At 37.2% G+C, this 16,856-nt stretch carries 19 protein-coding genes and 2 other annotated features; of the genes, 5 read left to right on the forward strand and 14 right to left on the reverse strand.

All coding sequences use genetic code 11. The annotated features are described in order from the left end of the window. Nucleotides 1-5 precede the first annotated feature (5 nt). Both comGB and comGA read right to left on the reverse strand, forming a co-directional pair. A complete protein-coding gene (comGB, locus tag MHI04_RS14390; protein ID WP_342534966.1) occupies nucleotides 6-1,076 on the reverse strand; it encodes a competence type IV pilus assembly protein ComGB in 1,071 nt (356 codons plus the stop codon). Beyond that, nucleotides 1,051-2,070: a competence type IV pilus ATPase ComGA gene (comGA, locus tag MHI04_RS14395; RefSeq protein WP_036120226.1), complete on the reverse strand. Its 1,020-nt coding sequence runs from the start codon at nucleotides 2,068-2,070 to the stop codon at nucleotides 1,051-1,053. The genes comGB and comGA overlap by 26 nt, the downstream gene beginning before the upstream one ends. 328 nt (nucleotides 2,071-2,398) lie before the next feature. Between comGA and MHI04_RS14400 the strand changes: the two genes are divergently transcribed. Further along, nucleotides 2,399-3,109, forward strand: a complete 711-nt coding sequence (locus tag MHI04_RS14400) for a helix-turn-helix domain-containing protein (RefSeq protein WP_036120229.1) — start codon at nucleotides 2,399-2,401, stop codon at nucleotides 3,107-3,109. Between the two features lie 118 nt (nucleotides 3,110-3,227). Continuing rightward, complete coding sequence (locus MHI04_RS14405) at nucleotides 3,228-3,470, forward strand: DUF2626 family protein (RefSeq protein WP_004231035.1); 243 nt, start codon at nucleotides 3,228-3,230, stop codon at nucleotides 3,468-3,470. A gap of 66 nt (nucleotides 3,471-3,536) precedes the next feature. On the opposite strand, the gene MHI04_RS14410 is transcribed toward MHI04_RS14405, so the two are convergent. Next, complete coding sequence (locus tag MHI04_RS14410) at nucleotides 3,537-4,181, reverse strand: MBL fold metallo-hydrolase (protein WP_058844132.1); 645 nt, start codon at nucleotides 4,179-4,181, stop codon at nucleotides 3,537-3,539. A gap of 169 nt (nucleotides 4,182-4,350) precedes the next feature. Here MHI04_RS14410 and MHI04_RS14415 point away from each other — a divergent pair, with 169 nt between their 5' ends. Continuing rightward, nucleotides 4,351-4,530, forward strand: coding sequence for a DUF2759 domain-containing protein (locus MHI04_RS14415; RefSeq protein ID WP_036120238.1), 180 nt, complete (start codon nucleotides 4,351-4,353; stop codon nucleotides 4,528-4,530). Between the two features lie 53 nt (nucleotides 4,531-4,583). On the opposite strand, the gene tyrS is transcribed toward MHI04_RS14415, so the two are convergent. The 5 genes from tyrS to rpmG all read right to left on the reverse strand — a co-directional run bounded on the left by tyrS (nucleotide 4,584) and on the right by rpmG (nucleotide 9,534). After that, complete coding sequence (gene tyrS, locus MHI04_RS14420; protein WP_058844131.1) at nucleotides 4,584-5,798, reverse strand: tyrosine--tRNA ligase; 1,215 nt, start codon at nucleotides 5,796-5,798, stop codon at nucleotides 4,584-4,586. Nucleotides 5,799-5,943: 145 nt separating this feature from the next. After that, nucleotides 5,944-6,184, reverse strand: a binding site (T-box leader). 125 nt (nucleotides 6,185-6,309) lie between these two features. After that, nucleotides 6,310-8,205 carry an LTA synthase family protein gene (locus tag MHI04_RS14425; RefSeq protein ID WP_271910317.1) on the reverse strand — a complete coding sequence of 632 codons (1,896 nt, stop codon included), beginning with the start codon at nucleotides 8,203-8,205 and terminating at the stop codon, nucleotides 6,310-6,312. Nucleotides 8,206-8,485: 280 nt separating this feature from the next. After that, a complete protein-coding gene (locus MHI04_RS14430) occupies nucleotides 8,486-8,695 on the reverse strand; it encodes a YqgQ family protein (RefSeq protein ID WP_036120247.1) in 210 nt (69 codons plus the stop codon). Further along, nucleotides 8,688-9,281, reverse strand: a complete 594-nt coding sequence (locus MHI04_RS14435) for a 5-formyltetrahydrofolate cyclo-ligase (protein ID WP_340809229.1) — start codon at nucleotides 9,279-9,281, stop codon at nucleotides 8,688-8,690. Before MHI04_RS14435 ends, MHI04_RS14430 begins: the two co-directional genes overlap by 8 nt. Before the next feature lie 103 nt (nucleotides 9,282-9,384). Beyond that, nucleotides 9,385-9,534 carry a 50S ribosomal protein L33 gene (gene rpmG / locus MHI04_RS14440; protein WP_008408521.1) on the reverse strand — a complete coding sequence of 50 codons (150 nt, stop codon included), beginning with the start codon at nucleotides 9,532-9,534 and terminating at the stop codon, nucleotides 9,385-9,387. 150 nt (nucleotides 9,535-9,684) lie between these two features. Between rpmG and MHI04_RS14445 the strand changes: the two genes are divergently transcribed. Together MHI04_RS14445 and MHI04_RS14450 are read left to right on the forward strand one after the other, a co-directional pair. After that, on the forward strand, nucleotides 9,685-10,137 hold the full coding sequence (locus MHI04_RS14445; protein ID WP_308221987.1) for a hypothetical protein: 453 nt from the start codon (nucleotides 9,685-9,687) through the stop codon (nucleotides 10,135-10,137). Nucleotides 10,138-10,140: 3 nt separating this feature from the next. Beyond that, nucleotides 10,141-10,623 (forward strand): hypothetical protein, encoded by a 483-nt coding sequence (locus tag MHI04_RS14450; protein ID WP_036120279.1) that lies wholly within the window; start codon nucleotides 10,141-10,143, stop codon nucleotides 10,621-10,623. 45 nt (nucleotides 10,624-10,668) lie between these two features. On the opposite strand, the gene MHI04_RS14455 is transcribed toward MHI04_RS14450, so the two are convergent. The 6 genes from MHI04_RS14455 to pstB all read right to left on the reverse strand — a co-directional run bounded on the left by MHI04_RS14455 (nucleotide 10,669) and on the right by pstB (nucleotide 16,815). Then, entirely contained in the window at nucleotides 10,669-11,241 is a 573-nt protein-coding gene (locus MHI04_RS14455; RefSeq protein WP_036120254.1) for an aminodeoxychorismate/anthranilate synthase component II, read from the reverse strand. After that, the gene (gene trpE, locus MHI04_RS14460) at nucleotides 11,238-12,623 is read right to left on the reverse strand and encodes an anthranilate synthase component I (protein WP_340811674.1); all 1,386 of its coding nucleotides are present in this window, start codon (nucleotides 12,621-12,623) and stop codon (nucleotides 11,238-11,240) included. The genes MHI04_RS14455 and trpE overlap by 4 nt, the downstream gene beginning before the upstream one ends. Before the next feature lie 286 nt (nucleotides 12,624-12,909). Next, nucleotides 12,910-13,121 (reverse strand) — a binding site (T-box leader). A gap of 39 nt (nucleotides 13,122-13,160) precedes the next feature. Beyond that, nucleotides 13,161-14,231, reverse strand: coding sequence for a mechanosensitive ion channel family protein (locus MHI04_RS14465; protein WP_036120260.1), 1,071 nt, complete (start codon nucleotides 14,229-14,231; stop codon nucleotides 13,161-13,163). A gap of 76 nt (nucleotides 14,232-14,307) precedes the next feature. Continuing rightward, nucleotides 14,308-15,180, reverse strand: a complete 873-nt coding sequence (locus tag MHI04_RS14470; RefSeq protein ID WP_058844129.1) for a hypothetical protein — start codon at nucleotides 15,178-15,180, stop codon at nucleotides 14,308-14,310. Between the two features lie 176 nt (nucleotides 15,181-15,356). After that, complete coding sequence (gene phoU, locus MHI04_RS14475) at nucleotides 15,357-16,016, reverse strand: phosphate signaling complex protein PhoU (protein ID WP_036120292.1); 660 nt, start codon at nucleotides 16,014-16,016, stop codon at nucleotides 15,357-15,359. A gap of 13 nt (nucleotides 16,017-16,029) precedes the next feature. Beyond that, complete coding sequence (gene pstB / locus MHI04_RS14480) at nucleotides 16,030-16,815, reverse strand: phosphate ABC transporter ATP-binding protein PstB (protein WP_342535776.1); 786 nt, start codon at nucleotides 16,813-16,815, stop codon at nucleotides 16,030-16,032. Nucleotides 16,816-16,856: the final 41 nt, after the last annotated feature.

The raw sequence follows: 16,856 nt of genomic DNA on the forward strand, positions 1-16,856 counted from the left end.
CCCTCCTAAACTAATTCAATCATGTGATAGATGGGTAATAATAAACTGACATAGGCAGCTACTATACAGACTGCTATGAGGATAAAGAAGGTTGGTTGTACAAATGCTAATACTTTTTGCAGAAGTTGTTCCTGTTTTTCCAGTAATAACTCGCTATACAACACTAATTCTTTTCCTAAATAGCCGCTTTGCTCACCGTGCTCTACAAAAACAGGAAAATCCTTTTGAAAAACAGCTAGTCTCATTACGGCAAGTGTTAGTGACTCTCCAAAAATAACCCTTTCTTTTATGCGCTGCGAAAGAATTTGCAGAAAAGGTTGAAGTTGTTGCTCTTCTAAAAGTTGGAGGCTGGCTTGTAATGAAAATCCACTTTGCAGTAAGCTTCCTAAATAAGCAGCAAACTGTCTTGTTAATATCAGTCGCATATAGCGTTGAATAAAAGGAATCTTGAATAGGATGGTGAGTTGATGTGCAGTAGGCTGTCGATTGAGATAGAGACGAACAATAAATAAACTGCCTGTTGCGATGAAAATGGTGAGGATAACTACATCAGGAACATGTAATAACGTAGTGGACAACGTAATACTTGTTTCTGTTTCTGCGGTTCGGCCGGCTACCAGTCTTTCGATGTTTGGTAAAAAGATGGTACGAAACACCAAAAATAATAACAGCAAAAATACGATCAGCGTGACAGGATAGATCAGCAGCTTTATGAGCTTTTTCTTGGTCATTTCACTTACCTTTATTTGCTTAGCTACACCTTGTAAAGCTTCTATCATATGACCATTGTTTTCTGCTACCTTGATGGCCATTAAATAATGCTTGCTCAGCTGTAAAGTTTCAAGTATCCCTGCAACCCCTTCCCCTTGCTTCAGTTTTTCATCAATTTGCTGCTGCATATCTTCATGCGCCTTTATATGATGAGGCAATAGCATTGAAATGGCCTGAGGAAATAAATATCCTTCTTGCATTAACACACATAATCGATTAAAAAATTGTGCCTGCTCCCTTACTCGCCATTTTGTCGCCCTACTATAATAAAGCAAAATATTATGGATATATGTTTGTAGGTGCATAAAAGCTCTCCACTAATTCTTTTTGTCCCATTAATGTTAATTCATAAGGGAGTTCATAGTTGACCTTTTCTTTAATCGCAGAAATGGCTCTTGTTAAATGAACATCCTGTAAAATTTCATATACCGCACGGCGCTCATCTTGTACTGCTGAAGTCTGAACAAGTATTTGTGCCACAATACCGATAATCGTTTGATGAAGCTCCTCTATCGACACATCTAAGTCCATTAAACGATACAGGCAACGAATGGTATCTTTTGCATGAATGGTTGAGACAACTAAGTGTCCTGTTAAGGCAGCTTGGATAGCAATTTTTGCTGTCTCTTTATCTCGAATTTCACCAATCATGATAACATCAGGAGAGTGACGTAAAATGGCCTTTAGTCCCATAGCATATGTAACGCCCGCTCGCTCGTTCACTTGAATTTGAAGTAAATTTGCTTGGCTATTTTCTACAGGATCTTCTAAAGAAATCACATGCCGATTTAATTCTGTGGAACAATAATGGATTAAGGAATAGAGTGATGTAGATTTGCCAGAGCCTGTTGCGCCTGTAAAAAACAGAAGACCTTGACGATGTTGCACAAGCTCCATTAAATTGTGTGCTGCACTTTTGGAATAGCTTAATGACGTTAGTGGGAATGTATGATTTTGGAGAAGTAAACGGATAATTAGGCTTTCTTTTAAAAAGACGGAAGGCAGTGTGGATACTCGAAAGGCGTATGGATTGTGTTCCATTGCTTTTTGAAAGGAGCCGCTTTGAGGTTTTCGTCGTTCACTGATATCTAATGCCGCAAGAAATTTATAGTAGGAAATCATTCTTTCTGCAAGTTCATTTGGGAGCTCACCAGCTTGGAGTAGCTTATCATATTTTCGAAAATAAACCTGATATCTTTTATTACCTGGAACGAGTAATAAATCGGATGCACCAAAATGATAGGCCTTTAGTAAAAGTTGCTCACATTTTTGTTCAACAACTGTTTCAAAATTCTGCATATATGCACCTCACTTCTAGTTCATTCGAATATGACCGCTCTATTCGTTATTTCCTAGTATAAAGAGGAAAATGCCACGAGAAAAGCCCTTTTCTGAAAATAAAAATTTGTTGCACATTTTCCTGTCAATCATGTTTTTTGCTATAAAAATGTGGATAAAGTGCAGTTTCCCACTAAAAAAGAAGTTAAATGCATGAAAAAATTAATATTTATGCCGAAATGAACTGTACCTTTTTCAATAATACAATATAATAGAATGAACATGATTATTTTCCTAACACTTGGTAGGCGAACATAATTTTTTAAAAAAATTTAAAGAGGTGAAGCGCATGATCCATCCATTGAAAATTACTAGTACATTAGCCGATGAAACAAGGTACTCTATTTATGAGTACATATTGCAAGAGAAAAAAACAGTCACAGTACAACATATTGCTGATCAATTCGGCATCCATCCAAACGTTGCTCGGCTTCATTTAACAAAGCTTTCAGAAATCAATATTATTTCTGCGGACTATGTCAAAACAGGCAAAGGTGGTAGACCTGGACGTGTTTATAAAGCTTCAGAGAAAGGCGTATCTCTAACATTTCCAAGACGCGATGAAGATCGTTTATTAAAATGGACGATCCAATTAATTGAAGACATTGGACCATCTGCCTTAACGAAGTGCCAAGAAATTAGCTACCAAGACGGATACCAGCAAATGAAAAATTATATCAGCGCTGAATTAACATTAAATAATTCTCTATCCTTCGATGAAAAGCTTCAGCTGTTAACGGACAATGCCGCTTTAATTGGCTATATTCCACAAATTCAACAAACCGAACATGGCAAAAAAGTGACCTTCTCCATCTTCAATTGTCCTTTCCAGGAGCAACTTACTTCGCATTCTGATATTGTTTGTTCATTACATGAATCCTATTTAAAAGGTCAATTAGATGCATTGTTTACGAACAATGAATTTGTGCAAATTGAAAGTATGATACATAATTGCGATTTATGTAAATATGAAATAAACGTGACAGAAATCGAAAGCTAGATTAAAAATCCATTTGTTTGTCACAAAGACGGAGAAGTTCCAGTTTACAGACACCTTTCATATCATTTATAATGAGTAAGAGATTATTGTGTCGTGGGCAAAAGGAGGGGAAATCTTCATGGATAATATGTATAAAGTTATGGCATTCTGGACAGGTATTTTTGCCGTTATGTTCTACCTTGGTGGTATGAACGAGGTATCGCTATTATTCTTAGGTAATACAGGTTTATTCTTATTATTAGGCTTCTTAAACCTTTCAGAACGTATGTACATGTACATTTTCGGAGCATATTTAACTGTATTCTTCGCTGGCTTCACGTACTATACAACATTCATTCACGTACCTGGTGGCGGTCATTAATACAAAAAAAATCGCGTATCTCACAATGCTGAGATACGCTTTTTTATGCGCTTTGGTTATTCCTTTTTAAAATCCATTTAAGAAAGGATTTGTCTCCATTTCTGCGCCTACTGTTGTATAATTTCCGTGTCCAGGATAAATAATAGTATCCTCGGGTAATGTCAACAATTTGTGATGAATGGATGCTAATAATACTTTTGTTGAGCCACCTACTAAATCTGTACGTCCCACACCTTGTTCAAATAACGTATCTCCAACAATGGCAAAACCGTCATTATCAAAAACATAAGAAATACTACCAGGTGAATGTCCAGGCGTAAAAACAGCTTGGAAAGCAAAATTACTGATCTCAAATAGCTGTTCTTCTTTAATAATTGTGTCTTGCGCTGGTGCTGCTACCCTATAATCTGGTAATGCAGCATATTTACTAGAGCCATTCTTCGTTGGATCTCCTAGCCAGCTAACTTCCTTTTCATGAATCCATACAGGAATATCAAACACTTCGCGTACAGCATCTACAGCCCCTATATGATCAAAATGGGCATGTGTTAAAAAGATAGCAAGTGGTTTTAAGCCATTGCTACGAATTGTTTTAATAAGACGCTCTGCTTCCTCACCTGGATCAAATATAATACATTCTTTTTCTTTATTCGATACGATATAGCAATTCGTTTGAACAGGTCCAAGAGAATAACTTCGTACGTTCATCATAGTGATCACCTCAACTTTCTATTATACAGGCTTTGCCACAATTTGACGATAAATGTTCATAGTTTACGCTATTTTAGTTCTCGACAAAAACAAACAGAACGTTTACAATTAAGGAGGAATATTGTTTGCGACATTCATTTTCTGATGTCGAAAGGAGTGTCTATTTTTAATGAACTTATTAATGGTTATTTTTGGTCTAGTAGCGATTTTAGCTGTAGTTGGTACATTCCAAGCAATAAAAGAAAAGAACCTATTAAGCGTTGTTTTCAACTTATTAAGTGCCGCTGTATTCGGATGGTTCGTCATCATGACGATTGTTCACAGTGGGTATCCACCACAATTACACTAAAATTCAGACAAAAAGGAGCAGTCTCCCTGGAGATTGCTCTTTTTTTGTATTTATTATTTATTTAATTTAAGAAATCGTTTCTTACCAATTTGAATGACATCATCATTCATTAGTACAAGTGATAAATCATCCATCACTATTTTTTCTCCATTCAAGGATACTCCATTTTGCTTGATTAACCGCAGAAATTCACTCTTACTATGAATATAATCCATTGCCACTAGTTGTGGGATAATATCCACTATTCTTTCCTTATCAATTTCTAGGAGCAGTATAGGAATATTTTTTGGTATTTCCTTTCTTTGAAATGCAGCTTGGAAATAGGATTTAGCTTCCTCCATTGCTGTAGTCCCATGGTATAAGGCCGTTATAATTTCTGCTAACTGTAATTTTACATCACGGGGATTCTCTCCCATTTGCAGTCTATCTTGAATGGTTTGCACTTGTAGTGGATGCTCATCTGTTGCTAGTTCAAAATATTTGATGAGTAAGGCATCTGGTACTTCCATTACCTTTTTAAACATGACCTCTGGCGCTTCACTGACACCAATATAATTGCCAAGGCTCTTACTCATTTTTTCAATGCCATCTAAACCTTCGAGTAATGGCATAAAAATGGCAATTTGTTTTTCTAACCGCCGTTGCTTTTGTAAGGTGCGGCCCATTAAAATATTGAATGTTTGATCTGTTCCCCCTAATTCAATATCGGCCTGTAGCTCTACCGAATCATATGCTTGCATAAGCGGGTAGAAAAATTCGTGGATGCCAATTGGTATTTGCTGACGGTACCGTTTTTGAAAGTCCTCACGTTCTAACAGTCGAGCAACGGATGTCGTGGCTGCCAGCTGAATGACTTCTTCAAATGACAGCTTTGCTAACCATTCACTATTGAAACGAATAGTTGTCTTGTTCATATCTATCACTTTAAAAATTTGCTCACAGTATGTTTTAGCGTTTTGCTTGACCATGTCATCACTTAACGCGACACGGCCTTTTGCTTTACCCGTTGGATCACCAATACGCCCTGTAAAATCACCGATAACAATGACCGCCTGATGCCCTAAATCCTGCATTTGCTTTATTTTCCGTAGAACGACTGCATGCCCTAAATGAATATCCGGCGCGGACGGATCAAGCCCTAACTTAATGATTAAAGGCTTCTGCTCCTTATAGGATCGCTCTAATTTTTCGAGTAATTCCTGCTCATCAACGATTTGATGAGCCCCCTTCTTAATTATCGCTAATTGCTCTTTTGGTGTTAAAAACATATGAAACATCTCCTTGTAATATTAAATATTAATATTGCAAGCTCTATAAGAGTTCACTAATCAACTACGCCTCAGCGTAAGAGGACGGCCAAATCAAGATAAACACTTGGGCTGTAAAGGCATAAAAAAAGCCCTTAGGAATAATCCTAAGGACGTTCATGAACGTGTTACCACCTTTTTTCGAGAGCTATTCACACAGCCCTCCTCAATAAGTACAGCCATAGCGATACTTTTGCAATGATTACGGATGCAACCCCGTCGTAGCCTACTAAAATTTCGGTACGCAGCTCCAAGATGTATTCACTTTAATATCCCTTGCGCCTCTCAGCAACCGGCTACTCTCTGTCAGTTCGATTAAAGCTACTCGTTCTTTTCCATGCCTTTCACTCTTATACTCCGAAATGCAAAAACAAATCTTCGTTATGCAGATATTTAAATTTATTATAATTGCTTATAGTAATTTGTCAATCAAAAAAGAAAAGAGAGACCTCAACTTGAGATCTCTCTTTTGTTATTTGACGGAATCCTGTTTTAAATTACCTGTCTTTTCATCATAGAAACGTAGCAGGTCTCCATTTATGATAGCATCGGAATTTTCCAGCTCCATTGTCGCACGATCAGCATATGACTGGCATGGCTCACCATCTATTTCTTCACCAGTTGCTTTGTCATAGCAAGCTTCTCCAGCATAAACATATTTATCTGTTATAAAGCGTCCATCACGGAAGACAACAAAATCCTCATGCTCTGGAGAGAATAAATCTGCACCCATTTGCATGTCTTTTGACGTTTCAACGCCAAGAAGATGTAAGATTGTTGGACGTAAATCCATTTGTCCTGAAATCTCTGTCATTTCTTTACCATCGTCAGATCCTGGGATATGGATGAATAAAGGCACTTCTTGAAGCAATGCATTGTCCATTGGTGTAATTTGTTCTTTTCCTAAATATTGTGCCATCGCTTTATTATGGTTTTCAGAAATACCATAATGGTCTCCATACATTACGATAATAGAGTTATCATAAACACCTTGATCTTTTAACTCTTGGAAGAAGTCTTTTAAAGCTTCATCCATATAACGTACTGTCTGGAAGTAACGATTTAATGTACCTGAATTTGAATCATATTCAGGAATCATAATATCTTCAGGATCCAAAGTGAATGGATAGTGGTTCGTTAACGTAATTAATCTTGAATAGAATGGCTGTGGCATGTCTTTCATTAAAGCAGCAGATTGCTCTAAGAATGGTGTATCTTTCATACCCCAGTTGACAGCTTGCCCTTCTTCAACCGTATATGAATCTATATCGTAGAATTTATTAATTTTTAACGATTGATACATGATATCACGGTTCCAGAATGATTTATTATTCGGGTGCATGACATTTGTAAAGTAGCCATTTTCTCCAAGGCGTTCAGCCATTGAATTATACGTATTTCCACCATGCGTGAAGAATACAGCACCACGACCTAATCCAAACAATGAGTTTTCAACAATAAACTCTGAGTCAGATGTTTTTCCTAAGCCTGTTTGGTGATAGAAGTTACTGAAATAATACGTATCTTTATCTTTTGTTAAAGAGTTTAAGAATGGCGTAATTTCATGACCATTCATATCATTATTGATGACAAAGTTTTGTAAAGACTCCATCGACACAACAATTAAGTTGCGACCTTTATATTTCCCAAACATCTCTGGGTTAACGGCAGCCTGATTAGAACGCACATAGTTGTTTACTTCAACTAATTCACTGCCATCCGCTAATGCACGCTGAGCAGATGATTTAGTTTGAATATAAATATCATACAAATGGTAATTGTACGTACCAATATTTTTTACTAATAATTCGCGGTCAAAACTACGTGTTAATAATTGTGGACGCTCTGTTTCAGCTAATCCTAAGTTTAAAAATGAAATTGCGACTGCTAATACAAAAAATGCACGTCGGAATTCAATATTCACTTTAAATGCTTCTTTCATTTTCGGTAAAAATTTATTCGCTAAGATTAAAATAACGACATCAACGAAATATAATACATCCCATGGCTCAACAATGGCTGCTACTGATGTTCCTAAGTCACTGAAATTACTTGTTTGGAATAATACTGGTAGCGTAATAAAGTCATTGTAGAATCGATAGAACGCTACATTTCCGTATAAAACAATGGATAAAATAACGCTGACCGTAATCAGATAACGATTTCTAGCTTTTGCTGATTTAAAGAATAGTGATAAACCATACGTAAATAGCAAGAAGCTTAATGGATTAATAAACAAAATAAATTGTTGCATTGCATTTTCAATTTTCATCTCAAAGCTTGTGTGGTAAACAATGACCGTTTTGATCCATGTTGCTATAATTGCTAGTATCATAAATGAATGTTTAGGCCACTTTATTGATTTCATTCCTAACATCCTCCCTACTTCCTTACAAAAAAATAATAATTTTTTACATTTTGTTACGGAAACAAAATATATCTTAATCCTTTTTTAACAGATAATCAACACATATCTTTTGGAAATTTTTTTCTCCGCGCTCTTTTTATGCACCAGACATCTATATATACGTTTTGGAATGTAAAAAGTTTCTTAAAAACATAAAAACAGCGGAAATCCACTGTTTTTAAGAATATTACATACTTGTTACATTATTTTCACAATACTCCATTACATTATATTTTAAACATTACTTTTTATTTTCTTCCATACGAAGTTTTGTTGTTTCTTGTCGAATGAGTAACAATGCCATTTGATAGTCTTTTATGTCTAGTACATTTGCTTTATAGAGCTCACGTATTTCATCCTCCATTAACATCAAATCGCCAATGGGATCACGTGTATAAATAAAAGTACCATATGTTTTCAAAAGTTCATAAATATCTAACATTTTATCCATTTTCGCTCGCTCCTCGTTGTGCTAGACAATCAATACGTTCTGTCGGTGTCATAATGATGTCTACTGGGCAATCATGCTCCTCGGCTGGGACACAATCAATGATTTGCTCATCAAAGAGCAGCGACATCAGCTTCCCTTTTTTATAGTTTAATACATAGCGGTCATAATAACCACCGCCATAGCCGATTCGATAGCCATTACGGTCAAAAACAACGCCAGGCACAAGGATGACATCCATGTCATTTGCGTCAACTAACTCACATCTTGCTGGAATAGGCTCACGCAAATGCATATATACAGTTTCAAGCTGGGCAAATGAATCAATAATGTAAAATGACATTTCTCTTGTTTTTGGATGACATTTCGGAACAGCGACCTTTTTACCAAGTCGCCATAATTCTTCAATTAAAAGAATGGTGTCGACTTCTGGCTTATTTGAAATGGTCATGCCAATTATATTTGCTTCTATTATATATGATTCCTGTAGCACCTTTTTTACGATAGCTAATGATTGATATTGATAAGCTTCATCAGTCATTGTCGCAAGAGCTTGTCGCATCTTATTTCGTAATGTTGTTTTATCCATCCAGGCTACCTCCTATATCATCATACTTCGTATCCTTATACCCGAAATGATTTCATAAAATGTAGAAAGCCAAAACCACTTGTGGTTTTGGCTTAATGAGCGATTACTTAGTTTCACGGTGAAGAGTGTATTTCTTCTCGCGAGAGCAATATTTTTTAAGTTCAAGACGCTCTGGATTGTTACGCTTGTTCTTTTTAGAAATGTAGTTACGTTCGCCGCAATCTGTGCAAGCTAAAGTAATGTTTACGCGCATCATTAACCCTCCCACTCTATATCAAGAATTAAAATTTGAGCATGATTTATACGACTAACCTATTATAACATAAACTGAAAAAAAATCTACCTTCATTTCATATTAAGTTTGCATATGGTAAAATATCTTATAATTACATACTACATTGAGGTGAAACTATTGGATTTATCCATCTTACTAATGAGTATCGGCATAATTTTAATCATCCTATCGTTCTTTTTCAAAAATAGCTCGAAAAAAATCGAAAAAGATGTCGAAGAATTATCCATCTCGATCTTCCAAGAAACAAATAATTTAAAGCGTCGCCTAAAAATTGTCGAGGAAGAACTTTTATTAGAGCCTGAATTCCAAGTGAAATCAACATCAGCTCCGAGTCAAAAAGGACAAAACCCTAAAGTTCAACAAGTCATGCAAGCTGTTCAACAGGCTGCACAAGCGTCAAAAATTGCACAAACGACAACCCAAGTCAAACCGATTCATCAAATTATTGTTAGTCAGGTGCTCGAATTAAATAAACAAGGTCTTTCTGTAGCTGATATCAGTATTCGTTCTAATTTAACAGAAGAGCAAGTTCGTCAAGTCATTGCAAATGGAGGTCGATAAGTGATGAACAAGTCCGCCATCCGCGCATTTGGCATTGCCATTTTTCTTGTCGGAGCTTTGCTAGCACTCTCCAGTCGCTTTGATGTAAATATTGGTCTCCCTACTAAAGAAGCTGGCAATCTGCAACAGGTAGAACAACTGCAAGATAAGCTAAACAAGGCCAACCAAGAAATTGCCTCGTTAAAGGGACAATTAAAGCCAGTACATACAACAGAAGAAACGTCTACGACAGATTCTGATGAACAAGCCGTTGAAGAAACAAACGGTGATGTGACAAAGATGACATTGCAATTATACAGTGGAATCACACCCTATATTGTGGCACAAAAGCTTGAAGACGGCGGCATTATTACCAATAGTGTTGAAATGGAGTTACTACTCGCTAACGCAAAATATGCCCGCAGCTTACAAATCGGCTCCTATGAAGTCAATTCTTCCATGTCTTTAGAAGAAATTGCTAAGTTAATTACAGGCAAAAAGCAGTAACCTAAAAAGCTGTCGTCACATTAGACGACAGCTTTTTTGCGGCCATTACGCTATACTATCGAGGAAGGCTTGCATCATGATATTGCCTTCTTTTGTGCCGATTGATTCTGGATGAAACTGCAGACCATAAAGAGGATAATTCTTATGTTGAATGGCCATAATCTCCCCATCATCACCGGCTGTTGCAATTATGTTAAAATCCTTATGCAATGTCCTTGCTTCAATAATTAAAGAATGATAACGCATTACTTCAATATCACCCTTTATTCGCTTAAATAAACCTGTTTGCTCGTATTGTAATGGTGACAGCTTTCCATGCATAATATTTTGGGCCTGCACAATATTGGAGCCAAAAGCCTGCCCAATCGATTGATGGCCAAGGCATATACCTAAAATGGGGAAATTTTGATACAGTTCCTTGATGACAGCTACCGTGATACCTGCTTCAGCAGGTGTTCCTGGTCCAGGAGATAAAATGATGGCTTCAGGCGACATTTCTTGAATTTCTTCTATTGTAATAGCATCATTTCGCACGACTTTAACGTTTTTTCCCAGCACGCTGATTTGTTGAAATAGGTTATAAGTAAAGGAATCATAATTATCGATTAATAAAATCATTTTTTGACCTCCAATAGCGCACGGGCTTTATTGAGCGTTTCCTCGTATTCCGACAATGGGATGGAGTCATAAACAATTCCCGCCCCTGCCTGTACATGGGCTTTTTGATCCTTAATGAGCATTGTCCGAATAGCGAGTGCTAAGTCCATATCACCTGTTGTTGAAATATAGCCCACCGCTCCCGCGTACACGCCCCGCTTCACTGGTTCCAATTCATTAATCAGTTGCATGGCTCGAATTTTAGGTGCTCCTGACACAGTCCCAGCTGGTAGACAAGCACGCAGTACATCCAGAACATGGAGGTCGTCTCGTAATTCTGCCATTACCTCTGACACCATATGCATCACATATTTATACCGTTCAATATTCATGTATTTCATTAGCTTTACAGAACCGACTTTGGCAATGCATCCAAGATCATTGCGACCTAAATCTACTAACATACGATGCTCCGCTATTTCCTTTTCATCTGCTAATAGAGCATTTGCAATTGCTTCATCCTGTTCTGTTGTCGCGCCACGCGGCTTTGTACCAGCTATTGGATTGGTTGTCACCTGACGATTTTTTACCTTTACCAGACTTTCCGGAGATGTTCCTAAAATAACATAGGATCCAAAATCCATATAGAACATATAGGGTGACGGATTCGATGTGCGTAATTGACGATAAAGTGAGAATGGTGAACCTGTGAACGGTGCTGAAAAGCGTTGTGATAATACGATTTGAAAAATATCTCCTCTTAAAATATGCTGCTTAGCACGTTCCACCAAAGAAACAAATCGCTCCTTTGTCATCATTGGTGTAAAATGTAGTTCATCTACCTTCAATGCCTCAAAGGTCGTACCTGCACAAAGCTGTTGCTCTATTGTCGCAATAGCAGCCTCCATCTCCTCTATTGAACGCCCCTCCTGAAATAGATCAATCGAGGCTAGTGTGATTTCCTGTGTTACATGATCAAAAACAATAAAGGTATCATAGAAAAAAACATGCACATCAGGCATGGCTAAATCATCCTGTAAATAGTTTCCGATTTTTTCTGTATAAAAAGCTGTTTCATAGCCAAAGAAACCTATGATCCCACCAAAAAAGGCGAATGGATAGTGCTCCTCATGAAATGGCATAACTTGCTTTAATTGATCGAGCACATTCCCACTAATTGTGTCCTTTTCCATTCCTCTTGAAAAGATGAATTCTTCCTTGTTCCCTTTCAATTCAGCCACTGGATTGATGGCGATAAAGGAATATCGCCCACTTTCCTCATGCTTGGCTGATGATTCGAACAACATTTTATGCTGCCCGCTCAGTGATTGATACACAGAGATAGGGGTCATCATATCCCCCTGTAATACTTTCATGGCATACTTTCTAAGCTCAACTGTCATACTCTTCTCTCCTTCTCTAAGCTCTTCTCTGCTCTTCTACACCTATCTATCGCCTCCTCCTCAGCGTATGTGTGTTCAGATTTTTTCAAGTTACTAACATAGCAGCTCTTCAAAATCTGTGACATCCGATGGAGGGGCTTTCTCTTGCTTCAGCGGGTGTTTGAATCTGCTAAAAAAGTAAAACAAGCATCTATCTCCCCTACACAAGAGGAAAATTTCTGCACCTCACGCTTCACTTTCAGACAAAAACATGACTGAATCAAGATAAAAAAAGGCCTTTCCATCACAAAAGGACGGAAAAGCCGTGGTGCCACCTTCATTGGTCTCCAATCTAGAAGACCCTCTTGAAGCCTTATAACGTAGGCATACGCTAATCCCTACTGTCGTTCAGGATTAGAGCTCCGAAGTCCATTCACCATTCATTTGTACTAGTTTCCACCAACCACTAGCTCTCTATGACAAATTTAAATAGCTACTACTCTTCATCAACGCTGATTTGTAAGTTATATTGTAATGCAAACTATCTCACAATTCAATTTATTTTTTATTTCGTAGACTGTCATCCTCGTAAGGGGTAGCTAACGTAATGGATAACTCCTCCATTATTTGACGAATAGCAAATAAAATATCCTGACGCACTTCTAGCATAACAGCTGTATCATTTGTAGCAATAAAGAAACGAACAAGTACACGATATGAATCATGATGAAATTCATCAATAAAAACATGGATCATCTCTTTCTCCGTTTTGGCATGCAAATAAATTTCCTTATGAATGGCTGTTAAAGCACTACGTAAATGGTCCTCCTCATTTTCGGCTGCTACATAGATAAATTGCTCACATTTCCGTTTTTCTCGTTTTGATAAATTATAAATAGGGCGGTTGACTAAATAGGAATTCGGCACATAGACAAGCCCCTTATCCCCTGTTTGAATTAAGGTACTTCGCAGATTGATATCTTCAATTGTGCCTTCAATTTTTTGATCTTCCGTTGCGATCCAATCTCCTATTTGGAATGGATTATCCAACGCGACAGACATACCACCAAATACATGTGCTAAAGTATCACGAATCCCAAAGGCAATCGCCACACCAGTTAAACCGATCCCTGTTAAAAAGCCATTGAGGTTAAAATCCCAAAACGAAGCAATCGTGAACATAGCAAAAATCATAATGATTACTTTACCGATTCGTAGAAAAAACGGTAATAAGACATTCTGATCCTCTTCACTCGTTAATTCGAATGGTTGTTTCGTATAAAAATTTAATACATCATAAATCCCTTTAAACGCAAAAAACACCAGAATTGACAATACAAAATTTTTCGTTGATTTATGTGTAAATAAAGGAACTTCTATTAAATAAGATAAACTCAGGACAATGACTGTCGTCATAAATGCATAGCCAATTGCTTTACTGAATTGGGCAAGTACATTCGCCTGGAATTTCCGCTGGCGATTTCTTAAAAAAGTCACTACACAATGAATGATTTTTTTTATGATGAAACGTTGAATAAGCCAACCAACTAAACAAATAATGGCGGCAATCAAGACATCCATCCAAGTTGGGACTGTAAATTTAGGTAATAACCAAAGTAATGAATCCATGTATTTCTCCTTTAAAAAACCTATGTATCTCCACCAAAAAGGAGCAAACCTTCAGAAACGGTTAGCCCCTATTTTTTTATTGTATAGCATCATCCGCAAAAAAAGCCTTATTGGCAAACCAAAACTGCTGTTTATTAAAATTATGTTCGTGCATGGCGATCACTGAAAATTCAGCATGGTATTTCCGCTTCATTTCCTCTAGCATCGTTCTTGCTTGTTTAGTTACGAGATGCTGTCCATCAATAGGCGCTCCTTCTGTAAAAATAATGACATCCGCTTCAGCATCGAGTTGATTTTCCTGTAGTAATGCTTTAACAAACTGTAAAACAGGCAATATTGCGGCTTCTCCTTGTGCCTTATATTCGATAAAACTCTTAAAATCAGCTAAATTTAAATGACCATTTTCAAAGCGATAGTGAACATGAATTTGACGATCATATGGAACAATATATAAATCGCGACCTTCACGATGAGCATTCATAAATAACGGTAAAATCATACTTTTACAAAGATCAGAGTAAGCAGCCATCCCCGTCGTTTGTTCTAAACAAATAATCATAGGCCCAGGTTCCTGTTGATATTCATGAAATGGCACATAAAAAATATTACCACTTTTTGTTGTCTGTTGCTTGAGCTTTTGACGTCTCAGCTCTGACCATTTTCGTTCATAATATAGGTATTGCTCATGGCCGTTTGCTAAGCGTTCAGCTTTTTCAATAGCAGGGATATTTTCTCGAATTTCATGCATAATATCTGCCAATTCTAGTGCAAATGCTGCCATATTTCGTAATGGCTCGCTCTTGAAAAAATAGTCGATAAAATAATGTTGTTCTCCTTCACTTAACTCCTCTAAATGTAAGTTTTTATAGAGAAAACGTAAATAGTCTAGTTGTTCGTTTGACATCTGCTGGTCAAATTGCTCAATGAATGTTTCGATTGCATCTTTCACGTAGCAGCACCTCCTAAGCATCACATTTTTCGGATAATGTCTATAGTATAGCCAAAAAAAATTTTTGACAATACAATAGTGCTCGTTATAAAGACGCTAGGGAAAAAGACAATGTTGCTGCTACATAAAATTTTTTTATCCAAATGAAAAGAAGAGCTAAAAGTAGCTCTTCCTCATTAATTATTTAATTCATAATGCTTGCCTTTGACTAAGTAAAATAGATGTTCTGCAATATTTGTCGCATGATCGGCAGAGCGTTCTAGATATCGGCAAATAAATGTGAGATGGGTTATCTGCGAAATATGTGCAGGATTTTCTACACCCGCGCGAAGTAAAAGTGTAATTGTTGCCCCGTATAAATCGTCTACATAATCATCTAATTCTGCGATTTCTTTGGCACGTACCGTATCTTCCTCTGTAAAGGCCTTCATGATACTCTCTAGCATTTCGACTGTTTTATTACACATCGTTTGTAGATTGGTTATCGGAAACACTATTGGTTCTTTGCCAATTCGAATCGCTTCCTTAGCAATATTAACCGCATAGTCGCCCACTCTTTCCATATCTGCTGCTGCTTTTACAAGGACCATAAGGCGACGCAAATCTGTTGCCACTGGTTGTTGCTTAGCAATCATTAAAATCACATGGTCATTAATTTCCTCTTCAAGACGATTAATGACTAAATCATCTTCTAAAATTTTCAAGGCTTTTTCTAAGTCCTGCTCTACTAATGCTTCAAAAGCCGTTTGTAGCGCTAGAATACTGCTGTTGGCAAGGGCAATAAATTGACCCTGTACCTCTTGTAACTCTTGTTCAAAACGCTCACGAACTACCATCTATTGCTCCTCCTTAGCCGAAACGTCCTGAAATATAATCTTCTGTGCGTTGATCCGCTGGTGTTTGGAAAATAATATCTGTTTTATCGTATTCAACAACCTCTCCACTTAGGAAGAATGCTGTGCGATCAGAAATACGAGCCGCTTGCTGCATATTATGTGTCACGATGATGATGGAATAATCTTTTTTCAGCTCTTGCACAAGCTCTTCCACCTTCAACGTAGAAATTGGGTCCAAAGCAGATGTTGGCTCATCCATTAAGATGACATCTGGTTCAATCGCTAAGCAACGTGCAATACAAATACGCTGTTGCTGACCACCCGATAACCCATAGGCATTTTGATTTAAACGATCTTTTACCTCATCCCAAATCGCTGCCCCTCTTAGTGACTTCTCCACAATCTCATCCAAAATCTTTTTATTTTTAATCCCATGGATTCTTGGTCCATAGGCAATATTATCATAGATAGATTTTGGGAATGGGTTCGGCTTTTGGAACACCATCCCTACACGTGTCCTTAATTCCTCTACTGTATAGCTTTTATCTAAAATATTTCGCTCACGATAGACGATTTCACCTGATGTTCGAACGCTTGGTACAAGTTCTACCATTCTATTTAATGTTTTTAGATACGTAGATTTACCACAGCCAGATGGCCCAATAATAGCCGTTACTTCATTTTCATAAATACTTAATTTAATATCTTTTAAACCATGGTGATCACCATACCATAAATTTAAGTTTCGTGTATCGTAGACAATCTTCTTCGCTCTATCATCTGAAGACTTAGTTGCCATTTGATTCAACTTGACAATCGTTTTTTCCTCTTTTAAATCTA

It is taken from the genome of Lysinibacillus sp. FSL K6-1151, assembly GCF_038630755.1.
Lineage (GTDB): Bacteria > Bacillota > Bacilli > Bacillales_A > Planococcaceae > Lysinibacillus > Lysinibacillus fusiformis_D.

Coding starts and splice junctions, on each gene's coding strand:
- MHI04_RS14465 (WP_036120260.1), bottom strand. CDS start 14,231: ATGGATTCATTACTTTGGTTATTACCTAAATTTACAGTCCCAACTTGG.
- MHI04_RS14435 (WP_340809229.1), bottom strand. CDS start 9,281: ATGGATAAAACAACATTACGAAATAAGATGCGACAAGCTCTTGCGACA.
- MHI04_RS14430 (WP_036120247.1), bottom strand. CDS start 8,695: ATGGATAAAATGTTAGATATTTATGAACTTTTGAAAACATATGGTACT.
- MHI04_RS14410 (WP_058844132.1), bottom strand. CDS start 4,181: ATGATGAACGTACGAAGTTATTCTCTTGGACCTGTTCAAACGAATTGC.
- tyrS (WP_058844131.1), bottom strand. CDS start 5,798: ATGTTTTTAACACCAAAAGAGCAATTAGCGATAATTAAGAAGGGGGCT.
- MHI04_RS14450 (WP_036120279.1), top strand. CDS start 10,141: ATGAACAAGTCCGCCATCCGCGCATTTGGCATTGCCATTTTTCTTGTC.
- MHI04_RS14405 (WP_004231035.1), top strand. CDS start 3,228: ATGGATAATATGTATAAAGTTATGGCATTCTGGACAGGTATTTTTGCC.
- MHI04_RS14415 (WP_036120238.1), top strand. CDS start 4,351: ATGAACTTATTAATGGTTATTTTTGGTCTAGTAGCGATTTTAGCTGTA.
- pstB (WP_342535776.1), bottom strand. CDS start 16,815: ATGGCAACTAAGTCTTCAGATGATAGAGCGAAGAAGATTGTCTACGAT.
- MHI04_RS14400 (WP_036120229.1), top strand. CDS start 2,399: ATGATCCATCCATTGAAAATTACTAGTACATTAGCCGATGAAACAAGG.
- comGA (WP_036120226.1), bottom strand. CDS start 2,070: ATGCAGAATTTTGAAACAGTTGTTGAACAAAAATGTGAGCAACTTTTA.
- trpE (WP_340811674.1), bottom strand. CDS start 12,623: ATGACAGTTGAGCTTAGAAAGTATGCCATGAAAGTATTACAGGGGGAT.
- rpmG (WP_008408521.1), bottom strand. CDS start 9,534: ATGCGCGTAAACATTACTTTAGCTTGCACAGATTGCGGCGAACGTAAC.
- phoU (WP_036120292.1), bottom strand. CDS start 16,016: ATGGTAGTTCGTGAGCGTTTTGAACAAGAGTTACAAGAGGTACAGGGT.
- MHI04_RS14425 (WP_271910317.1), bottom strand. CDS start 8,205: ATGAAATCAATAAAGTGGCCTAAACATTCATTTATGATACTAGCAATT.
- comGB (WP_342534966.1), bottom strand. CDS start 1,076: ATGCACCTACAAACATATATCCATAATATTTTGCTTTATTATAGTAGG.
- MHI04_RS14455 (WP_036120254.1), bottom strand. CDS start 11,241: ATGATTTTATTAATCGATAATTATGATTCCTTTACTTATAACCTATTT.